This window comes from Ottowia sp. (assembly GCF_035444425.1).
Classification (GTDB): domain Bacteria; phylum Pseudomonadota; class Gammaproteobacteria; order Burkholderiales; family Burkholderiaceae_C; genus Ottowia.
In genome coordinates, this window is sequence record NZ_DAOMOQ010000048.1 from 1 (window position 1) to 20,521 (window position 20,521).

General features: G+C 66.1%; 22 protein-coding genes and 1 pseudogene. 3 read left to right on the plus strand and 20 right to left on the minus strand.

Annotated features, from left to right (window positions below; translation table 11 throughout):
• The 13 genes from PK606_RS14060 to PK606_RS14120 all read right to left on the minus strand — a co-directional run.
• The coding region (locus tag PK606_RS14060) for a biopolymer transporter ExbD (RefSeq protein WP_324564898.1) at nucleotides 1-146 on the minus strand (146 nt) is incomplete at its 3' end.
• Between the two features lie 6 nt (nucleotides 147-152).
• Nucleotides 153-869, minus strand: a complete 717-nt coding sequence (locus PK606_RS14065; RefSeq protein ID WP_324564875.1) for a MotA/TolQ/ExbB proton channel family protein — start codon at nucleotides 867-869, stop codon at nucleotides 153-155.
• A gap of 7 nt (nucleotides 870-876) precedes the next feature.
• Nucleotides 877-1,656: an energy transducer TonB gene (locus PK606_RS15975; RefSeq protein WP_502920850.1), complete on the minus strand. Its 780-nt coding sequence runs from the start codon at nucleotides 1,654-1,656 to the stop codon at nucleotides 877-879.
• Between the two features lie 176 nt (nucleotides 1,657-1,832).
• Nucleotides 1,833-2,057, minus strand: coding sequence for a (2Fe-2S)-binding protein (locus PK606_RS14075; protein ID WP_324564877.1), 225 nt, complete (start codon nucleotides 2,055-2,057; stop codon nucleotides 1,833-1,835).
• Between the two features lie 85 nt (nucleotides 2,058-2,142).
• Entirely contained in the window at nucleotides 2,143-3,282 is a 1,140-nt protein-coding gene (locus PK606_RS14080; RefSeq protein WP_324564879.1) for an alpha-hydroxy acid oxidase, read from the minus strand.
• Nucleotides 3,283-3,286: 4 nt separating this feature from the next.
• Nucleotides 3,287-3,976 (minus strand): Fe2+-dependent dioxygenase, encoded by a 690-nt coding sequence (locus tag PK606_RS14085; RefSeq protein ID WP_324564880.1) that lies wholly within the window; start codon nucleotides 3,974-3,976, stop codon nucleotides 3,287-3,289.
• Nucleotides 3,977-4,028: 52 nt separating this feature from the next.
• The gene (locus PK606_RS14090) at nucleotides 4,029-6,395 is read right to left on the minus strand and encodes a TonB-dependent receptor (RefSeq protein ID WP_502920851.1); all 2,367 of its coding nucleotides are present in this window, start codon (nucleotides 6,393-6,395) and stop codon (nucleotides 4,029-4,031) included.
• A 233-nt stretch (nucleotides 6,396-6,628) separates the two neighbouring features.
• Nucleotides 6,629-7,108, minus strand: coding sequence for a bacterioferritin (gene bfr, locus PK606_RS14095; protein WP_324564882.1), 480 nt, complete (start codon nucleotides 7,106-7,108; stop codon nucleotides 6,629-6,631).
• 156 nt (nucleotides 7,109-7,264) lie between these two features.
• Complete coding sequence (locus PK606_RS14100; RefSeq protein WP_324564900.1) at nucleotides 7,265-8,488, minus strand: NnrS family protein; 1,224 nt, start codon at nucleotides 8,486-8,488, stop codon at nucleotides 7,265-7,267.
• Nucleotides 8,488-9,327, minus strand: a complete 840-nt coding sequence (locus PK606_RS14105; RefSeq protein WP_324564883.1) for an ATP-binding cassette domain-containing protein — start codon at nucleotides 9,325-9,327, stop codon at nucleotides 8,488-8,490. Before PK606_RS14105 ends, PK606_RS14100 begins: the two co-directional genes overlap by 1 nt.
• The gene (locus PK606_RS14110; RefSeq protein ID WP_324564884.1) at nucleotides 9,324-10,115 is read right to left on the minus strand and encodes an ABC transporter permease; all 792 of its coding nucleotides are present in this window, start codon (nucleotides 10,113-10,115) and stop codon (nucleotides 9,324-9,326) included. Before PK606_RS14110 ends, PK606_RS14105 begins: the two co-directional genes overlap by 4 nt.
• Nucleotides 10,116-10,126: 11 nt before the next feature.
• Entirely contained in the window at nucleotides 10,127-11,140 is a 1,014-nt protein-coding gene (locus PK606_RS14115; protein WP_324564885.1) for an ABC transporter substrate-binding protein, read from the minus strand.
• 11 nt (nucleotides 11,141-11,151) lie between these two features.
• Nucleotides 11,152-13,254 (minus strand): TonB-dependent receptor, encoded by a 2,103-nt coding sequence (locus tag PK606_RS14120; protein ID WP_324564887.1) that lies wholly within the window; start codon nucleotides 13,252-13,254, stop codon nucleotides 11,152-11,154.
• A gap of 438 nt (nucleotides 13,255-13,692) precedes the next feature.
• Here PK606_RS14120 and PK606_RS14125 point away from each other — a divergent pair, with 438 nt between their 5' ends.
• The 3 genes from PK606_RS14125 to PK606_RS14135 all read left to right on the plus strand — a co-directional run bounded on the left by PK606_RS14125 (nucleotide 13,693) and on the right by PK606_RS14135 (nucleotide 14,715).
• A complete protein-coding gene (locus PK606_RS14125; RefSeq protein WP_324564888.1) occupies nucleotides 13,693-13,959 on the plus strand; it encodes a type II toxin-antitoxin system prevent-host-death family antitoxin in 267 nt (88 codons plus the stop codon).
• Nucleotides 13,959-14,390, plus strand: a complete 432-nt coding sequence (locus PK606_RS14130) for a type II toxin-antitoxin system VapC family toxin (RefSeq protein WP_324564889.1) — start codon at nucleotides 13,959-13,961, stop codon at nucleotides 14,388-14,390. The genes PK606_RS14125 and PK606_RS14130 overlap by 1 nt, the downstream gene beginning before the upstream one ends.
• 88 nt (nucleotides 14,391-14,478) lie before the next feature.
• Nucleotides 14,479-14,715 carry a hypothetical protein gene (locus PK606_RS14135; protein WP_324564890.1) on the plus strand — a complete coding sequence of 79 codons (237 nt, stop codon included), beginning with the start codon at nucleotides 14,479-14,481 and terminating at the stop codon, nucleotides 14,713-14,715.
• A 21-nt stretch (nucleotides 14,716-14,736) separates the two neighbouring features.
• Here the strand turns inward: PK606_RS14135 and PK606_RS14140 are convergent, their stop codons facing one another.
• The 7 genes and pseudogenes from PK606_RS14140 to PK606_RS14170 form a co-directional block, all read right to left on the minus strand.
• On the minus strand, nucleotides 14,737-14,958 hold the full coding sequence (locus tag PK606_RS14140; RefSeq protein ID WP_324564891.1) for a hypothetical protein: 222 nt from the start codon (nucleotides 14,956-14,958) through the stop codon (nucleotides 14,737-14,739).
• Between the two features lie 161 nt (nucleotides 14,959-15,119).
• On the minus strand, nucleotides 15,120-17,381 hold the full coding sequence (locus tag PK606_RS14145; protein ID WP_324564892.1) for an FAD-dependent oxidoreductase: 2,262 nt from the start codon (nucleotides 17,379-17,381) through the stop codon (nucleotides 15,120-15,122).
• Between the two features lie 226 nt (nucleotides 17,382-17,607).
• Nucleotides 17,608-18,318, minus strand: coding sequence for an RNA polymerase sigma factor (locus PK606_RS14150; RefSeq protein ID WP_324564894.1), 711 nt, complete (start codon nucleotides 18,316-18,318; stop codon nucleotides 17,608-17,610).
• A 246-nt stretch (nucleotides 18,319-18,564) separates the two neighbouring features.
• Nucleotides 18,565-19,131, minus strand: coding sequence for a cupredoxin domain-containing protein (locus PK606_RS14155; RefSeq protein WP_324564895.1), 567 nt, complete (start codon nucleotides 19,129-19,131; stop codon nucleotides 18,565-18,567).
• Nucleotides 19,128-19,556 carry a DUF5602 domain-containing protein gene (locus tag PK606_RS14160; protein WP_324564902.1) on the minus strand — a complete coding sequence of 143 codons (429 nt, stop codon included), beginning with the start codon at nucleotides 19,554-19,556 and terminating at the stop codon, nucleotides 19,128-19,130. Before PK606_RS14160 ends, PK606_RS14155 begins: the two co-directional genes overlap by 4 nt.
• 194 nt (nucleotides 19,557-19,750) lie before the next feature.
• A complete protein-coding gene (locus PK606_RS14165; protein WP_324564896.1) occupies nucleotides 19,751-20,056 on the minus strand; it encodes a hypothetical protein in 306 nt (101 codons plus the stop codon).
• Between the two features lie 235 nt (nucleotides 20,057-20,291).
• Nucleotides 20,292-20,474: pseudogene (locus PK606_RS14170) on the minus strand (IS3 family transposase); the annotation flags it as partial.
• Nucleotides 20,475-20,521 lie beyond the last annotated feature (47 nt).

The following is a 20,521-nucleotide window of genomic DNA, read 5'->3' on the forward strand; positions in this document are numbered from 1 at the left end:
CGCGGCAGCTGCACGTTCACCGCGTGCTTCATCACCGGCACTGTGATGATGAAGATGATGAGCAGCACCAGCATCACGTCGATGAACGGGATCATGTTGATCTCGCTCATCACCTCGTCGTGGTCGTCGTCGATGAACCCGGCCATGGCTGCTCAAGCCTTCTTCATGGCCACGACCTTGCCCTCGGCACTGGCCGCGCGCACCCGGGCGCCGGTGACGTGCAGCGCATGCAGGTCATGCGCGAAGCGCCGCAGCTTGGCCAGGATGTGCTTGTTGCCGCGCACCAGCGCGTTGTAGCCGAGCACGGCGGGGATGGCCACGGCCAGGCCGAGCGCGGTCATGATCAGCGCCTCGCCGATCGGGCCGGCCACCTGGTCGATGCTGGCCTGGCCGGCGGCGCCGATCCGCATCAGCGCATGGTAGATGCCCCAGACGGTGCCGAACAGACCGACGAAGGGCGCGGTGGAGCCGACCGAGGCGAGGATGGCCAGGCCCGATTGCAGCCGCGCTGCCGTGCCATCGATGCTGTCTTGCAGCGCACGCGAGATCCAGTCGCTGGCGTCCAGGCTGTCGTGCAGCTGCACCCGGGTGGCGCGGTGGTGGGCGGCGGCCTCGCGCCCCTCGGTGGCGAGCTCGTGGAACGGGTTGGTCTGCCGGGGCCGCAGCCGGGCCAGGCCCTCAGCCATGTCGGCCGAGCGCCAGAAGCCCTCGACCCGTGCGGCCTGGCGCTTGGCTGCCACCACGCCCAGCGCCTTGATCAGGATCACCACCCAGGACGCCAGCGACATCAGCACCAGCGCGCCGAAAACGCTGCGCGTGACCCAGTCACCCTGACTCCACACATGCAACAGACCGAATTGAGCATTCATTAGTTTTTCACTCCAGCACGAAATTGATCGGAACGTTGAACCACATGGCCTCGGGCACGCCACCGCGGGTGCCCGGTACGTAACGCCAGCGCTCGCGCGCGGTTTCCAATGCCACCCGGTCGAGCCGCTCAAAGCCGCTGGAACGCTCGATGTGCGCATCCTGGGCGCGGCCGTCGACACCGATCAGCACGCGCACCACGACGCGACCGGCCTCGCCCAGGCGCCGGCTCATGGGCGGATACGGCGGCGGCGGGTTGTTCAGGTAGGCGGCGCGCGAAGACGGTTGAATCACCACCGGCGGTGCGGGCGGTGCGGGCGGCACTGGCGCCACCGCTGCCGCCGGCGGCGCAGGCGCAGGTGTCACCGCCGGCGGCGGCGCCGGGGGATCGGCGGGCGACACTGGCGCCGTCGGCGCGGCCTGCTCCACGGCGACCGGTTGCGGCGTTGGCTTGGGCGTAGGACGCGGACGCGGGGCCGGCTTGGGCGCCGGGCGCGGCTTCACCGGTTGAGGCTTGGGCGGCGCGGGCTCTGGCGGTGGTGGCGCCGGCGGTGGAACCGGTGCCGGAGCCGGGGCTGGTATCGGCGCCGGTGCCGGTGGCGGCGGAGGTGGCGGCGGGACGAATTCGGCCAGAAGTTGCGCCGGTACGATCAACTCCAGCGGCGGCCGCAACAAACCCTGGTTGAGCGCCCACAGGCCAACGGCGTGCATCAGCACCACGCTGCTGACGATCGATGCATTACGCAGACGGCGCATTGCAGCGGGACTCGAAAGCGGAATCGACGACATCGTGGATCAAGGTGGCGCGACAACCGCTGACGCCGCCCATCAGCGCAGCGTCATCGGGCAGGCTGGATCAGATCAGGAACGCGGGCGACCCGAAGGACCGCCAAATACCCACGCCAAAGCCGCAACGGTCAGCGCAAGACTGCCGAGCACAGCCCAGATCACGGTACCCGCAGCCATCATGCGCGCACCCCCTGCGCATCGGGGCACGACGCCGTGTTGTGCAATGCCGCCACTGGACGACCGGGCGCGAGTTGCGCCACGATCTCACGCGCGTAGCCCTCACAGCGACCGCAGCAGGTGGCCACGCCCAACTCAAGCTGGATATCGTCGAAGCTCAGACCGGCACGAGCGTGCCTGGTGATCTCCCGATCGGAAATCCGGTTGCAGACGCAGACGATCATGTGAACCACCCCTTGGCGGATGAATAAACGACAGTCGATCTTAAATGAGAACGATTCTCGTTGTCAATCAGAAACTGCAACCGGATCACATTCGGTCGGGCGCAGAAAACGTGTCAGGTCGGGCTTCGACGGCCGGATCGAGCAGTTGCCGCCCGGCATCGGCGAGTGTGCGGCAACCCGTCAGCGCCATCGCCATCTCGAGCTCGTCACGCAGCAGGCGCAGCATGCGGGCCACCGCCAGCGCGCCGCCGGTGGCCAGAGCATGCACCATCGGACGGCCGATCATCACGGCATCGGCGCCAAGGGCGATCGCCTTCAGCACGTCGGTGCCACGGCGGATGCCGCCATCGACGATCAGCGGCCACTCGCCGCCGACGGCAGCACGGATCAGCGGCAGCGCCTGCGCCGTGGGCGGCGCGGTATCGAGCGTGCGGCCGCCGTGGTTGCTGATGATCAGGCCTGCCACATCGAGCGACTGCACCTGGCGCGCATCGGCCGGATGCAGCACGCCCTTGAGCCATACCGGCAGCCGCGTCTGTGCGCGAAGCCAGGCCACGTCGTCCCAGTCGGGCGCGTGGGCGGGCAGCCCGGCGCAGTAGGTGTCTGGCGCGGCGGCTGGTGCGGGTGCATCCTGGAGATGCACGGCGCGCACGCCGGCCGGTAGGGAAAAACGGCTGCGCAGCTCGCGATCGCGCACACCTTGTACCGGCGCGTCGACGGTGAGCACGATCGCCTCGAAGCCGGCATCCTCGGCGCGCTGCACCAGCGCGCCGTTGAAACCGCGATCGGCCTGCCAGTAGAGCTGGAACCACAGCGGGCCGCGCCCCTGCTCGGCCAGCACGGCGTGCGCGACCTGCTCCATCGGCACGTTCGACTGGGTGCTCAGCACGTAACCGGCGCCCTGCGTCGCGGCGGCGAGCGCGCTGGCCCATTCACCGTCGGGATGCGCCAGCTGCTGATGTGCCACCGGCGCCAGCATGATCGGGTGCGCCAGCACCTGCGCGCCCAGCCGAACCCGGGTGTGGCCGCCCGCCAGCGGCCGCAGCACCCGCGGCCACAGCGCGAGTCGCTGCCAGGCTTCGACGTTGGCGCGCAGCGTACGCTCATCGCCGGCGCCTCCGCTGAAATAGGCCCAGATGGCCGGCTCCAGCCTGGCTCGGGCCGCATCGGCGTAGTCGGCCAACGAGACCGCGGCCAAGACCCCGTCGTCCTGCTTGGGCGGCATGGCCTCAGGTATCGGCCCACTGCCGCAGCAGGTTGTGGTAGACGCCGGTCAGCCGGGTGGCTTCCGCGCTTTCGCCGTGCCGCTGGCGCAGTGCCAGCAAGGCCATGTCCATCTCGAACAGCAGGCGCCGCCGCTCATCCGAGCGCACCATGCTCTCGATCCACAGAAAGCTGCCTAGGCGCGCGCCGCGCGTCACCGGCCGCACTTCGTGCACGCTGGTGCCCGGGTACAGCACTGCGTCACCGGCAGCCAGCTTCACGCGCTGCTCGCCGTAGGTATCGTGCACCAGCAGCTCGCCACCGTCGTATTCGTCCGGATGGCTGAAGAACAGCGTGCACGAGACGTCGGTACGCACCCACTGGTTGCTGGCGCGCGAATGCAGCACGGCGCCGTCGACGTGGGCACCGTAGTAGTTGGCCGCGTCGCCGTAGCGGTTGAACAGCGGGTTGAAGATCTTCTTCGGCAGTGCGGCGGAAAACAGCAGCGGATCGCGTTTGAGCGCGCCCAGCACCAGTTCGCGCAGCGTCGCCGCACTGGCGCTGTCCTGCACCAGTTGCTGGTTGTTCTTGACGTGAACGGCCTGTTCGCCGGCGCTGCGGCGGCCGTCGATCCAGGGCGCGTCGGCCGCCATCAGCAGCGCGCGGCCCTGGGCCAGTTCGTCGGCTGTGAGCAGGTTCTTCAGGTGCAGCAGCATGGTTGATCGATAGGTGTGTGACCGTGCCGCGGGCGCGGCGCGCTCGTCATGCTCAGAACAGGTGCTTGAGCGTGAGCTGTACGCGGCGCGGCTGGCCGGGACCGTAGAAGCCGCGGTACAGCGTGTCGGCGTACAGCTTGTCGGTCAGGTTGGTGACGTTGAGCTTGAGCGTGGTCGCCTCGGTAAACGAATATTCCGCCATGGCGTCGAAGGTGACGAAACCGCCCGCCTTAACGGCGCGGCTGCCTTCGGGGTTCTGGCTGCTGCGGTAGTTGGCGCCCAGGCCGAGGCGCAGCTTCGGCAGCACGCGGTAGGCGGTCCAGAGGCTGCCGCTGTGGCGTGGCGTCAGGCCCGGACGATCGCCCTGCACCTGGGCGCCGCCGCCGCTGGCAGCCAGCTGCTGGTTGCTGCGGCTGATCTTGGCGGCGGGAATCCAGGTGTGGTTCCAGAACACTTCCCACGCCGGCGTGATGCGGCCGGCGGCGTTGAACTCCATGCCCGCGGCGTAGCGTTTGCCCGACAGCAGGAACTGCTGGGCCACGCTGTCCGGATCCTGGTTGCGTTCGTTGTACTTCTCGGAGTAGAACAGCGCGGTGCCGAACGACAGGCGCCGGTCGAGCAGCTCCCACTTGCCGCCGATCTCGATGTTGCGGCTTTTCTCGGCCGGGGTGTTGGCCAGCGTCTGGTTGGGGCTGCTGGGGGTGAACTGGTAGGCATCGCCCGAGGTGTTGTACGAGCTGCCGTAGGACACGTAGTAGGACTGCGTGTCGCTGGGCTGGTACAGCAGGCCGATGCGTGGGCTCCACAGGTTTTCGGTCTTGCTGAAGCTGTAGCCGGGCGTGACCGTGCCGTTGGCAGCGGTGGTGGTCACGGTGTCGTAGCTGCCCTTGAAATGGTCGAAGCGCAGGCCGGCCACCAGCTTCAGCGTGTCGGTCATGGCCACGGTGTCCTGCACGTACACGCCGATGTTGCGCGCGTCGAAGGAGTTGTAGTCGGGCGCGCCGCGCGTGTCGGCACGCCAGTCGCCGTTGTTGGGCTGCCCGACGGTAGTGGTCAGGCCGCTGGCGGGGCCGGCGAAGTTGTTCACGCGGCGCGCGTCATCGACGTAGAAGTCCACGCCGGCCAGCAATTGGTGCTTGCGCCCGCCCCAGTCGAAGGTGTTGCTGTAGTCGCTTTGCAACTGCGTCAGGTCGCTGCGGCCGATGCGGCCCTTGGGCGTGCGCGTGATGACCGTGTCAGGCCCCCAGTTGTCGATGGTGGTGGGCGCGCCGTTGGTCTGGCCGAAGCGGATCACGCTGGCCCACAGGTCGCGCTCGTAGCGGCCGTGGCGCAACTGCGTCTTCAGCTGGCCGCCGTCGGCAAAGCGGTGTGTATGCCCAAGTGTGACGTAGGTGGACGAGCTGTCCTGCTTGTCGCTGTCGAGGCCGTAGAAATTCTTCGCCGGCAGCGTAGGCACGATCTTGCCGTCGCGGATGAACCAGGGGTGGTTGTAGTTGCCGCGGCCGTCCACATCGAGGTGGTACAGGCCCACCGAGAACTCGTTGCGCGTGCCGATGCCCCAGCGGAACGTGGGCGCGACGCCGATCTTGCGCTGCTGCGCGCCCCAGTTGTCGGCGTCGTGGCCCATCACGTTCAGGCGCAGCGCGGCGTCCTGGCCGGTGTGCCAGTTGAAGTCGCCGTGCACGCGCTTTTCCTTGCCGCTGCCCAGGCTCACGCTGGCTTCGTGCTGCGTCATCAGAAAGGGCTGCTTGCTGACCTGGTTGATCACGCCGCCCGTGGAGCCCTTGCCGAACAGCATCGAGGCCGAGCCCTTGATGACCTCCACGCGGTCGTCGTTGAAGGTGTCGCGCTCAATCAGGGCCGCGTCGCGCATGCCGTCGCGGTAGATGTCGCCCGCGGTGCCGAGCGAGAAGCCGCGCAGGCGCACATCTTCCTCGCCCGTCTCGCCAGCCTGGAAAGTGACTCCGGCGGTCGTGCGCAGCACCTCGCGGAAGTCGTCCAGGTTGCGGTCGTTCATGAGCTTTTCGGTCATCACCGTCACGCTCTGCGGGATGTCGCGCAGCGCCTGGTCGCCCTTGCCGATCTCGGTACGGGTGGCACGCAACTGGGCCTTGCTGTTGGTAGCGCCATCGGTCACGGCCGAATCGCGCACCGTGACGGTAGACAGCGTACCGGCCACCGGAGTGTCGCTGCTGGCCTGTGCGGCCGTGCTCTCCTGCGCCGCTGGTGCCGATGCACCCGTGGCCGGCATTGCGGGCTGCGCCAGTGCGGCGGTGCCCAGCGAGCCGGCCAGCAGCATGGCGCCCAGCGGCAACAAGGGTGTTGACGCGGGATGTTCAGCGTTTACATGCGCAGCGGACGGCGCTTGCGCAGCAAGCTCGGAAGCGCAGTTGCGCCTAAAGACACGGTTGACGGACATGGCAGGACCCAGCAGTGGTTTGGAAGAACTTCGGCTGGCTACCTTGGCGCGGACATGAGGCGCTGGAACGCCGCATCGCGCGGTTTGCTGGCTGGCGATGAATGCTGGTAATTCTATACCTTGTTAAGAATGATTCTCATTGCCTGTTGCTATCGCGCATCATGCCGGGCAGGCAGGCATGAAAAAAGGAGCCAGTCGGCTCCTCCCTTAGCAGTGCGGTGGTGCCCGATCCGTCAGTCGCCGAGCTCGCCCATCTGGCTTTGCAGGTAGTTCTGCAGGCCCACTTTCTCGAGCAGCTCGATCTGCGTTTCCAGGAAGTCGATGTGCTCCTCGGTGTCGTCGAGGATCTGGCGCAGCAGGTCGCGCGAGACGTAGTCGCGCACGCTCTCGCAGTGCGCGATGCCGTCCTTGACGGTGGCCTGCGCGCCCTGCTCCAGCTTCAGGTCACAGGCCAGCATCTCGGGCACGTCCTCACCCACCATCAGCTTGCCCAGGTCCTGCAGGTTGGGCAGGCCATCGAGCATCAGGATGCGGTCCATCAGCATGTCGGCGTGCTTCATCTCGCCGATGGATTCCTCGTATTCCTTCTTCGCCAGCTTGTCCAGGCCCCAGTGCCTGAGCATGCGGTAATGCAGGAAGTACTGGTTGGTCGCGGTCAGCTCGTTCTTCAGCTGCGCCTGCAGGTGCTTGATGACATCCTGGTCGCCTTTCATGTCGATCTCCTTGTTGTGCTGAGGCCATTCTAGGGTCGATGAATGGTACCGGCGCCTACTGGGCAGATGTGCCTCCGCATCCCTGAAGGAAACCCGCGGCACGGCTGGCTCGATGGCGCGCCCGCCCTGCCCGCTGCGAAACCCACGCTGCAGGCCTTAGTCTTCACAACCCAGCTTGCCATCGGTCCGGGGCGACCACCACACCGGCAGCATCTGCCAGGCCATCAGGCCGAATGCCGCGCACCACAGCAGCGCGGCGCCGTGCAGCCAGGCCGCTCCACCGGCCCAATAGGCCACGGTACGGACAAGCACTGCCAGCATCAGGCATGCCACGCCGACGAACACCCACGGTCGCCCTTCCTTCGACAAACCGCTGTGCGCGTAACCGGCGATCACCAGCACCATGTAGATGGCCAGGCCGATGGCGCCCACGGTGAGCAAATGGGTGCCCGCGCCGAGCGCCAGCCGCCCCGACAGGATCGCGAGCGCGGTCAGCGCATAGCCCGCGGCCATGAACACGTACACCGCATACAGCACGAGCGGCCAGCGCCGCCCCAGCGCGCGCCCGACATGCCAGTCGCCCATCAGCGCCAGCATCGCTGCCGAAGCCGCCAGCGCCAGCCAGCCGCTCACGGGCGCCAGCAGCGGCCACAGCGGTGTGGCCCACTGTGCCAGCGTGAACAGGCCGATGCACAGCATCGCCATGTTGCGCCGCGGCGGGCGCGCCAGGTAGGGCGTCAGCGGCAGCTGGTCGGCCGGCTCCCACGCGGCCTGCTCGTCCAGCGCGGCGTTGACGATGCGCATCGAGATGCGGCTCATGGCCACCACGATCAGCATCTGCACCATGCCCAGCAGCGCGCGCAGCCAGCGCATCGGATCGCCGCCCGGCACCAGCGCGGCCGCGTAGAAACCGGCGACGCACACACCCAGGCCGGCCAGCGCCCACAGGAAGCCGAGGTGCTTGCGTTCGGGATCGCGCCACAGGCGTGGCGCCACCGTCGCACCGAGCAGACCGATGAACAGCAGGTGCGCCACGGCGGCCAGCTCCAGCGCCGCGATGCCGGCAGCGCCCGAAACCCAGAACCCCACTCGCCCGACCAGCCAGAGCACGACCAGCCGCCGCACGATAGCGGCATCGAATGCCGGCGTGCGGGTGAATTCCGGCACCGCCGTGAGCGTGAAGCCGGCCACCGCCGCCAGCGTGAAGCCCAGCAGCAACTCATGCGCATGCCAGACGAATGGCCCGCCGGCGACCGCCGGCAAGGGCCAGCCCAGTCCCAGAAACAGTACCCAGCCCAGCATCAGGCCCAGCGCCGAAAGTACCGTCAGCGAGAAGAGCGGCCGGAATGCACACTGCCACAGCGGATGCTCGGTGCGCATCAACACTTGCGCGGCTCCTGGCTGGCCGGCGTGCTGGCCAGCGCCGCACCCACGCTGCCACCGGCCACCTGATCGGCGGGCATCGATGCCTCACTGACCAAGGCCGGCAGGCCGAACGCCTGGCGCACCACCGGCTGCGACAGCAGCGTGGCGGTCTGCTGGTGCGCCCAGCCCACGCCGCGCCGTGCCGCGGGCACGGTCAGTTCGACCCGATACACCAGCCGCCCCGGATCGGTCGCCATCACCAGCACGGTATCGGCCAGCGTCATGGCCTCCATCAGGTCGTGCGTGATCAGCAGCACGCCAAGCGAACGGGTGCGCTGCTGCTCGATGACGAGTTGGTGCATGCTGGCCTTGAGGCCGACGTCGAGCGCCGAGAACGGTTCGTCGAGCAGCAGCAGATCGGGCGCCAGCACCAGCGCCCGCGCCAGCGCCGCGCGGCTCTGCATGCCGCCCGACAACTGGTGCGGATACTGGGCCATCGACAATGCATCCAGGCCCAGCGCCGCGCCCATGTCACGCGCTGATCGCAGGCGCGTTGTCGCCGCGACGCCACGCGCCTTCAGCCCCAGTGCAATGTTGTCCTCGATGGTCTTCCAGGGCAGTAGCCGCGGCTGCTGGAACAGCATCACCGTGTGTGTGAATTGATTGCACAGGGCACCCGCCTGCACCGGCAGCAGGCCGGCACACAGGCGCAGCAAGGTGGTCTTGCCGCAGCCAGATGGGCCAACCAGCGCCACCGTGCGACCGGGCCGCACCTGCAGCGAGATGCCCGTGACCACCACGCGCGGACCGTAGGCGTGCTCAACGCCGCGCAGCATCAGGCCGGCCTGGCTCATGCCGGGTCCCTCCAGCGTTCGACCTCGCGCTTGAAGGGCTCCAGCACCAGGTACTCCAGCACCAGCAACAGCAGCACGACAACCCCGATCCAGGCCAGCGTGCCCGGCATGTCAAGCTGCGAGCGGCTGGCCGCCAGCGCGGCGCCAACCCCATCACTGGATGACAGCAACTCGGCCATCACCACCACTTTCCAGGCGCTGCCCAGGGCCACGATCCAGCCTGGGAACAGGTAGGACAGCACGTGCGGCAGATACACGTCCCAGACACGGTCACGCCAGCGCAGGCCATAGGCCTGGGCCAGTTCACGCCAGTGCTGATCCAGCGTGCGGGCACCCTGCAACGCACTGGCGAACACCACCGGAAAGCAGGCGATGAAGACCGTGAACACCGGCGTGCCGTCACCCATGCCAAACCACAGCATGGCCAGCACCAGCCAGGCTATCGGCGGTGTACCCAGCAGTACCGTAACCCAGGGGCGGGCCAGCACCGAGGCCGTGACCGAGACGCCGGCAGCGACACCGAGCAAGCTGCCAACACCCACCGCCAGCGCCAGGCCCAGGAACGCGCGCCACGCCGTGATTGCCAATTGCGCCAGCAGCGGCCCGCCAGGCGCTGCCAGGTCACGCAGTGTCTGCCCTGCTTCCAGCGGCGTCGGCAATATCAAAGGGCCGTAGATGCCGGCGATCAACTCCCACAGCCCGATGCCGAGCAACAGGCTGGCAATGGCGCCCCACCCGCTCCACAGGTAGGCAGGTAGCTCGGCAAGCCATCGAGTCAGCCAGCGCATGGTGGATCAGCTTAACCGCGCTGGTAGAAATCGTCGGGCGGCAGCTTGCCGCCGACCAGGCCCGGCTGGCGCGCGTGCAGCAACTTGAAGAAGAACTCCAGCTCTTCGCGCGCCTCGGCCGCGGTCTTGAGCGTCGCACCATCCGCGCGCACCGCATCCGCCACGCCCTCGGGCGTGAGCATGTCGATGCGCTTGGCAACCGCGCGGCCACACTCGTCAGCGTTGGCACGGCACCACTGCATCGCCTGCGCATAGGCTTGCTGGAAGCGCTCAATCAACGCCGTGTCTGCCATGCGGTTGCCCATCACCACGATGCCGGCCTGCGGGATGCGCGGTGCACGCTGGAACGCGCGGCCCCATTCACGCTGGATGTCGAGGCCCCGATGCAGGTCCGGCGCCACCACGCTGATCGGCAAGGTCTGCGACTTGCGCACCCCCATCGACACCGCCGGCTCCGCCAGCAGGGCGTGGTCGGCGCGGCGGGTCAGCAGCATTTGCAGCGCATCCAGTGGGGTCGCCACGTAGCGCAGCGCCAGGTCCTTGCCGACCTTGATGCCCAGCTTGACTGCCAGCGTCTGGAACACGATGTCCGGCATGTCGCCACGAAACGGCATCAGCAACTCCTGGCCCCTGAGGTCGTCCAGTGTTCGCAATTTCTCGTCGCGCGAGACCACGAACAGCATGCCCCAGGCGCTGATGTTCAGCAGCCGCAGCTTGACGCCGCGGTTGTACAGGTTGGCCGCCACGTTGCTCGGCATGGCGACGAAGTCGGCGGCGCCTTCCAGCGCCAGCGCACGCAACTGGTCAGGGTCCTTCCAGACGCGGAAATCCACCTGATCGGCCACGTCGCCGAGGGCGCCGCCATCGACGATCCGGATCAACGCGTTGGACACGCCCGCGAACGGTCCTGCCAGGACCAGCTTGGGGACCTTGGCTTGGCTTCGGCCCGGCCACAGCACGGGCAACGCACTGGCGGCAGCAAGCGCCAGCATGCGCCGGCGTGGCAGGTTGATGCGGTGGTCCATGGTGTACTCCTTCAGAAACGGCCTTGCCAGGACACTTGGACACTGCGTCCAGGCGCCTTGATCTCCTGACCCGACAAGCCTTCCGCTAGGTGTTCGTGGTAGCGCTTGTCGCCCACGTTCCTGATGGCGAAGCGCAGCGTGTGGTTCTTGTGCACGCGCCAGGTGGCACCCAGATCGACGACGCCGTAGCCGGCCGTGGCGTTCTCGGTGCCGCGCGTGAACGTGCTGGCAACCCGGTTCTGACGGCGCACCAGCAGCGCGCGCGCATCGAGCGTCCAGTTCGGTGCCACGCGCCCTTCCCAACCCAGCGCCAGGAAGTCGGCCGGCATCTGGAACAGCGGTTCACCCAGATCCTGGTTGGTGCCGCGCACGCGGGAATACGCAAGGCTGACCCAGTGGTCCCGATGCACTCGCCAGCGCAGGCTGGCGTCCAGGCCGCTCAAGGTGGCGTGGCCTAGGTTGACGGTCTGCTTGCAGGCCCGGGCGTTGGGCGCGCCGCAGGCCGTGATCGCCGCCGGCCCGCTGAGCTGGGTGCCGGTGATGTAGTTGTCGATCCGGTTGCGCCACAGCGCCACCGCATAGTTGAGCGCGCCGGAATCACCCTTGACGCCGAGCTCGAACTGGGTTGCCGTCTCGGGCCTGATCTGCGGGCTGCCGGCCCAGAAGAAACCATCCTGGCGTGGTCCGCTCTGATAGCGCTCACGCAGGTCGGGAGCACGGAAGCCCCGTGCCACGTTGGCGTAAGGGCGCAGCAGCGGAGATACCTCGTACAGCACCCCCAGGCTGCCCGAGGTGGCGCTGTCACGCCGGTTCAGGCCGCTGCTGATACTGCCGTTGTTCATGGTGGCGGCACTGCCCCGCACGATGTCATGGCGCAGCCCTGCCAGTACCTTCAGGGCACCAAACTGCATGTCGTCCTGCAGGTACAGGCCAACGGCGTCCATGCGTCCGTCGGTGAACGGCTGGCTGCGCCGCAGCGCGGTGAAGTCAGGTGGCGCGGCCATGCGGCTGTCGGGATCGGCCGTCATCCGCCAGGCGTTCAGCCCGAAAGACAACAGATGTTGCGGATGCAGCAGCCAATCGGCCTTGGCGTCGAAACCGTCCGTCGAGAAATTCACGCTGGTGGCCGACAGGTCGCGCGCCAGGCCGCTCGACCAGGCATGGATGGTGCGCTCCATCTGCTGGCGATACAGGCGCAAGTCCAGGTTCAATGGCTGCGCTCCGCCGCCGCGACGGCTGTAGCCCAGTTCGTACAGGCTGCGCGTCTGCCTGGGCGAATGGACCGTCAGGGAACCCATCCGCGGCATCGGATGCGGCTTGGCGGAGCCTGGATACCAGACATCGTCGTCCCGGTGCCGCTGCCACGACAGGCGCAGTTGCTGCTGGCCATCGATGCGGTAGCGGTACTGGCCGATGAACGCGTCCGAGTCGTAGCCGGTGCGCGGCACCCGGCCGGCTGGCTCTCGATAGTCGTCCAGCCGCGCCAGCGAGGCGCCGAGCATCAGCGCGTGGTCGCCATGGCTGAAATTGGCGACGCCGGCACCACGCCAGCCCTTGTTGGCTGACTCGTAGCCGAGATCGGTGCGCAGGCCAAGGCCAGGCTCGAAGCGCGCCTGCGGCAGTTGCACATTGACGGCACCACCCAGCGCGCCGGTCCCGTAAAGCACCGAAGCCGGTCCCTTGACCACCTCGACCCGCTCGGCGAGTCCCATCGACACGAAGGAAGCGATGGCACCGGCCGGCTGCGCTGAATTGAGGCGCAACCCATCGACCATGAGCACGGTCGATTCCTTCTTGAGCCCCCGGATCACCGGGTTCTGACCCTGCGCGCCATCGCTCGATACCGACAACCCAGGCTCGCCGCGCAGCGCCTCGCCGAGGTTGGCCGCCTGCTTGCGCTCCAGCGTCGTGCGATCCAGCACCTCGACCGAAGCTGGCGTCTCAGCGCTGTCGGTGCTGTAGCCCTTGGCTGTGACGTTGACGGTCGGCAGCGTTGCCGGCTCGGCCTTCGACTCGTCTGAAGTCGGCTGCGCGAGCGCCTGCGAAAGGCATACCGTGGCACTGGTGGTGAGCAGCAGCGTCTGCCAGCGTCGGCGTGAATGGTTTCGAGACATAGGCTTTGTGCTTGTTATCAAGACCGATCTACAGCGTCACCGCCCATCGGGGTCACTGCTGATGCTCTGCATCTATCTGCAGCCAGATCTGGCATCAATGATAATGCGACCCATTCGTGTTTGCACCAACCTAGATCAAACTTTCGTGCCATTTCTGGCTAACTAACTGGAAGTCGGATGCTTACGCCAAGTGCACGGATGGGCGCGCACAGAATGCGGTGTGAAGGTTGGCCACAGGACCAAAATGTCCGCGCCGATTGAATCTTGACGCCCTGGTGGCTCAGATCTCGGTCGGCGTCAACGGCAAGTCGCTGCTTGCATGAGGGCGCTTCCGGCTCGCGGGAGATGGGCGATCAACCGTGTCTATTTGACAATTGTAGGCAACGTGACTAACATCCCACCAATCTGCTCTGTGAGTGTCCAGCCAAGGAGAGCAACATGATTCACACCGTCACCAGTCGAGAGTTTGTGCACAACGTGAGCGCGTCCAAGCGTGCGGCGGCCGCAGGTAACACGGTCATCATCACCGACCGTGGCCAGCCGGCGTTGGCGCTCATGTCGATAGACGAGTACCGGCGTCTGACCAGCCGCGAGAAAAGCATGGTCGAGTTGCTGCGCATGCCCGAAGCCGACGCCTACGAGTTCGATCCGGCACCCATTCGCCTTGAAGCACAGCCGGTTGAGATCAGCGACGAGCAAGCTTGATGATCCTGCTCGACACCAACGTGGTTTCCGAGGTGCGCAAGAGCGCCTGCGATTCGAACGTGGCAGCCTGGATGACCAGTCAATCAGCTAGCGAGCTGTGCATTTCAGCGATCACCGTGCTGGAGATCCAGCGCGGGATCAGCCAGCTGGCCCAGCGCGGCGACTCAGGGCAAGCGACGATCTTCACACGATGGCTCGAAACCATGGTGTTGCCCGCCTTCTCCGGCCGCATCCTGTCCATCGATCACGAGATAGCAAGGCAAGCGGCCTTGTTTCCGTGGCCCGATTCGAGGGATTACCGCGATGCGTTGATCGCCGCCACGGCCATGATGCGCGGCGCAGCCGTGGCCACACGAAACGTCAGGCACTTCGAGCCCTTCGGCGTGCGGATCATCAACCCGTGGGCCAGCTCAACGCAGCCAAAGGCCTAGCGGTAGCCAGAGAATCCACCGCGAAGCACGCACCGAATACGTCATTGACGTCCCTGGCCTGGGTGACAGTGAGACGTGCGCAGTAGGCGTGTTCCTGGTTGCCGACCATGGCGGCGTTCCGTCCGCCCGCGGGATCGGCCGCGCCACGGTCACGCCCGAAGGCGCCACACCCGGCCAGGATCTGGCGCCGCTGGACATCGCGCAACTGTTCAAGACGGACAATTCCACCGAGTATTTGCCGGCCTCCTCACCTCCCGAGAAGGCCGAATCTCAGCGGGAGACCATTGGCCGTTCCGAGTTGCTGGCCCCGGACGGGCGCAAGTGAAGACGTAGGACTTGCCAGCAATCAGAACAGCACGCAGGCAAAGCGCTGGCCAGCCGGTAATCCCAGGCTGGCGTGAACTCGCAGCGCCAGCTCCTCAAAGGCTGCCTCGAACGCCGTCGGTGCGCGATGCGTTCCATTGGTCTTGAACGCCATCCCCTCCACGTCATCCTCGTCTGCCGCCAGGAAGTCGCCGGAAATCTCTACTTCCGAGCGGTACTGAATCGGGGACAGGGTCACAATCACGGCCATCGTGCCACCCGAAGTCGCTTCACCATCGAAGTTTCCTCGCGTTGAGCTTCTGCGGCAGACTGCCAGCACAAGCTCGGTGACCAGAAGGGCGGCTGTCGGACGAACTCTGCACGATACGGAAGGCCACTCCGCGGTACCCGCGTTCTGGACTCCGGTCACGACTCCGGTGCCCGGACTCCAGGCTGCAGTGCATGGCGGGTCATGCGGTAGCCCGACTCGATCAGTTGGTCAATGGTCTGGCGTGAGAAGTCGTAATCCCTCGATGACGGCTCATCCTCACAGTTCTCGCGGATGATGCGGATGATCGTCATTGGCGCATCCTCGCCCATCATGGTGATGAAGCGTGGGCGATGGCGGACGCGCTCGGCGGCTGCGGCTGGCAGGTCGGCGACGATCTCGTCCACCAGTCTGCGGAAATCGCGCGCCATGGTGCGCGCTCTCAAGTCGTTGTGAATGCGTTCCGAGTAGAGGATCTCGCTCTGCCTGGCCATGGTTTCGGCTAGGTTGGCAGGCATGACGTTCCGCCTGCCGGGGAACAGGTCGATGATGAAGACGCGCTTGCCGGCCGATCCGCAGCGCTGCACGACCAGGTCCAGCGGCGAATTGCTGACGATGCCGCCGTCCCAGTAGTGCCTGCCGTCGATCGTCGTCCATGGGAAGCCGGGTGGCAGGCTGCCGCTGGCGATGATGTGCGCGGGGGTCAGGTCGTCCACGTAGCTGTCGAAGACGACGAGTTCGCTGGTCTGCACATCGACCGCACTCGCCAGGAGCCGGATCGGACTGGCGCTCAGCTTGCTGAAGTCGACGTATTTCTCAAGCAGTTCGAGGGCGGGCGCGGTGTCGTAAAGGCTGGACCAGCGGTTCGGCCACTGCTGCGGGCCGAACATCGGCTGAAGCCAGCGCGGCTGGAAGAACCGGGGCACGCCGAACAGGGCGACCTGCCCCGAGGCGAACTCCCTGCGCAGTCCCTCGTCCGGAAAGAACGGCGAGGCGATGGCCAGGTCGTTCCAGAAGGCGGTCAGCGCTTCCGCGGCACGGTCGGGATTGCCGGCGATGATGGCGCCATTGAACGCACCGATCGACACGCCGGCGACCACGTCCGGCCGGACACCAGATTCCTGCAGCGCCCGGGCTGCGCCGCACTCAAAGGCACCGAGCGCACCCCCGCCCTGCAGGATGTAGATGGTCTGGTTGGGGATGTCGCGCAGCGTGTAGTCCGGGTCGGGCAGGTGCGCCTTGCTCGACTTGAGGTTCACGCGGTGCTTGATGAGCAGCTCGACCACCTTGGTCTCTTCCGTCGGCCGCCCCGACGAGAACAGCGCGCGCGGCACGTCCCCCTGCAGATAGAAGGCGGCAAAGGACTTCGATTGCAGTGATCCGCGCTCGATCCTTTCATCACCTGGGTCGAAGTGACCGAGCAGGTTGAAGTTCAGATCGAACATCTCGCTGTAGAAATAGGTAACCTCGTCATAGGACACGCGCTGGCCAAGCATATTGCGGGCCGCAGTGTGGCCCTGCCGGATGGCGTTGTCCCAATGCTCGACGCGGCGTTGGCTGCGAAAGACGGGATCGAAAAACCTGGCCACGTCACCGGCAGCGAAGACACCGGGCTGACTCGTCTGCAGGAAGCGATCGACGACGATGCCATCGTCCACCTCGATGCCGCTGCCCTGCAGGAAACTGGTTTCCGGAACCACGCCCACACCGACCACTACCATGTCGCAGGCGAGGGTCCGGCCGCCTTGCGTCTGCACCGCCTCGACCGCCGCCCTGCCCCGGATGGCCGTCGGACTGTCGCCGACGATGATCTCTACACCATGCTTTTCGAAGCCGCGCCGGACAAAGGTCGACACGCCCGACATGTGGAGTTTTCCGAGCAGTTCGTTGCGTTCGAGCACGGTGACTTTGACACCGATCTGCCGCAGCGAAGCGGCGACCTCCAGACCGATGAAGCTGCCGCCGATCACCACGGCCCGCCGCGCATCTCGCGCACGCGCGCGGATCGCTTCGGCGTCTTCCAGCGAGCGAAGATAGAACACCTGCGGCAACGCCGCGCCGGGCAGTGCCAGGCGCCTCGGCGATGCTCCGGTGGCGATGAGCAGGCGCTCGTAGTGAATGTCGGCGCCAGGGCGGGTGTGGACGAGTTTGCGCACCGGATCGATGGCCGCAACCGGCGTGCCGAGAAGCAGTTCCACCGCCAATTCGCGGTATCGGTCCTTGCCGAGCACCTGCTGCGGAGGCGGCAGCTGATCGGCCGTGATCGCGATCTTCGACAGCGGTGGCCGGTGGTAGGGGAGATGCGATTCGGCGCCGAGCAGGACAATGCTTCCCTCGGCGCCCTCGGTGCGCAAGGTTTCCGCCGCCGTGGCGCCGGCCAGCCCGCCGCCGACGACGACGAAGTCAAAGTGCTGGGTCATATTTCGGTTCCCGTGATCTCTTCGGCCGCACCTGCCGGAGCAGCGTCCAGTATGCGTGTCATCCGCCGATCACGCTCGTGGTAATCGGCGCAAGCACGACGCCAAGGACGACGGGCAGCGTGATCGCGTCACCTTTCGATCGAGGCTTCCGTGCATCATCAAGAACCTCCGTCTTCGCCCGAAACGGCGGGTTGGGTCGGTGGCGCTGAAGTAGGCCGCGCGCTGTTCAAGCCCCCGGCACGCCTGATGCACGCAGGCGCGCGCGGACCCCGGCGACGATGCGGTCGCAACGCTCGCCTGCAAACGAAAACGCTTGACCGGCAGACTGATCGATGTCCCGCTGCAGCGCCTTTTTCAACAGCCGACGCGCTCGCATATAGCGCACGCGCACGGTGGCTTGCGACAAGCCCAGCGAGACCGCAACTTCGCCGAACGACAGGCCTTCGACCCCGCGCAGCATGAAAACCGCACGGTAGTGAACAGGCAGTTCATCGATGCGCATCTCAATCAACTGGCGCACTTCCTTGCGCCAAACAAGTTGGTCGGTTTGAGCGGGGTTGAGCAGGTTCATGAGGTCACCTTGTGTCGCCATGAGACGATCCACATGGTCGTCGGACTCGATGGGTTGGATCATCGCATCACGGGATTTGTTCTTGCGTTGGCACATCAACGCTTCGTTGATGGTGATGCGTGTCAGCCAGGTGAGTGGCGCCGCTCTGCCCTGAAAATCATGGAGATGCTTGTAGGCTTTCAGCCAGGCTTCCTGCACGGCTTCTTCAGCGTCCGCCTCATTGCGCAGAATGCCCCTGGCGGCCCGGTAAAGGCGCTGGTTGTGGCGCTGCATCAGCACATCGAATGCGTGCATATCGCCGGCCGCACTCCGCTGCATCAGCGTCAGATCATCGCTGGATGTCAGATCGGTCGTCAGTTCACGCATACGGTCACTCCCTACCGCGAGAGTCGACGCAACTCGCGCGGTCATTGTCATGCCTCTGGACGGCACTGTCCAATTCGGTACGCCGAAGCAGTTCGGCCCAGGATGGCGATTTCACTGGTTCCATCGGCCGAGCAGATCGGGATCTGCTAACTCTGCCCGACCTGCAGTAGGACTGACGCCGGGCGAAAACTCGCTGCCGTACCCGCTGATCCAGCGCGACCCAGCGACGAACGTCGGCACCCTGTTCTATCTTGTGTCCCCTGCGGCGGCGCTGGTGGCCCGTGTGCCTCTCGGCGCTTGTTTCAGAATTTTTTCCACATCGACCAGGTTCACCAGTGCGGCGGGCGGCAACTCGGAGTCGGTATCCGCATACGGGCGCACAGCCGTGTCCGCCTTGCCCACCACGATGCGCGCCACCATACCGGCCTGCTCATGCGGGATGCAGAAATAATCGTAGACACCGGGGACGTCGAACACCACAGCGAACGACTGCCCGGGCATCAAATAGTCCGAATCCCAGGGCTTGGCGCCATGCGGAATGCGCAGCGGCTTACCGTACTCGGGGTGATAAGCCGTAGCGGTGTGCACATTGCCCTGGTCGCGGTTGACCCAGCGCACGGCCTGCCCCGGCTGGATCAGCAATCCGCGGGGGCGGAACCACACTTCGGCGCCGTTGACGGCGCCGGACATGGCGATCTCGATCTCGGAGGCCGCATGCGCGCGCGCCGATGGCAGCCACGCCGGCAACAGCAGCAGACCGCCTCCCGCCCACAGCATGCGGCGGCGTGGCATGTCAAGCGTGCGCGCACTCATTTCGCCACACGTGCTTCCTGCACGGCCGGCACGTTCCACAGCACGATGTGGACGTGGGGCTCGGCAACGCCCGGATGGCCGGCGTTGTACTGGATGTCGACGTGATCAATGGCGCCGGCCGGCACCTTCAGGTCATCGAGGTTCATGTTCGGCTTCATCATCGACAGTGGAATCATGTAGGTCGTCGTGACCAGCTTGCCCTGGCGGTCGTAGCCCAGGAAGGGGCCTGCTGGCAGAGTGGCTGGATCGACGAACAACTGGCCCAGTCCCGGAATGAAATCCGGCAGCTTGACCAATGAGCTGACGGCCTTGTAGGGCGCTGCGGGTGGTGCGGTCTCGATTGAGCTGTCCGCCCCCAAAGCAGGGTTGGCAGAGAACATCCAGGCGGTCGCTGCCGCCACCGCGATTACAGAAAAGCGTGTCATGGTCACCTCCATCAATGCGCGGCAGGAATTGCCACGCCTCATGCATTGGATGCAGACCGGCCGCAAACTGTTTCAACGGCAGGCCCATCACGGAAAACACAGCCTGAACACAGGATCCCCTGACGCACGGGCTGCGCCAGGGGGGTGTCCCACGGACGGTTCAGATGGCGCAACAGCAAGCGCGCCACCGCGCATCAGGAGAGCTCACCTGCACCGACATGAAAGCCATGCGCGGTAGCCTGCCGCAAGGCTTCACGCACCTGCGCGCGCGTCAGACTGCTGGCACGCGACGGCGCGGCTTGAGCACTCATCTCACCCGCCGCCGGCATGTGCTGCGCCGCGTCGGCGTGGACTCTCTGATGTGTCATGGTGCTGGCGACAGGCTCTGCACGCACGAACAGCGGCGCCTCTCCGGCCGCGGGCTGCAGCGATGCTGCAAGTGCAGGGCCTGACAGCAGCGCGACTGCAGCGATGGCGATAACAGAATTGAACTTGGTCATGATGTTGCTCCTTGACGTATGAGCCGCAAGTCGGTGGTGCCCCGCCCCGGTTCGACATCGATGGGTTTGGCTTGATTCCCTCGACAACCGTTAGATGCAACCCACGGACTGTTTGTGACAGGAGATCGCGACACGAGCACAGGAGGTTCGTGGCGCCGACGGATTCACGACCCAAGGCCATGCCGTCGGCGCGGAATGAACCGCCCCGGTTTTCGTGGAGGCTCCTTGGCTTGAGTCAGACCGGTATGGTCTGCTGCTCAAGATCCCGATAGTAGTTGGCTTCGAACTCGGCTGGCGGCACGTAGTTGAGCGCTGCCATCAGCCGGTGGTTGTTGAACCATGCCACCCACTCGAGCGTGGCCATCTCCACCGCGTCTTTCGTCTTCCAGGGCCCTCTGCGGTGGATCACCTTGGTCTTGACCCCATCCCACGGACAGGTATTGGCTTGATGCTCAAGCGTTCACG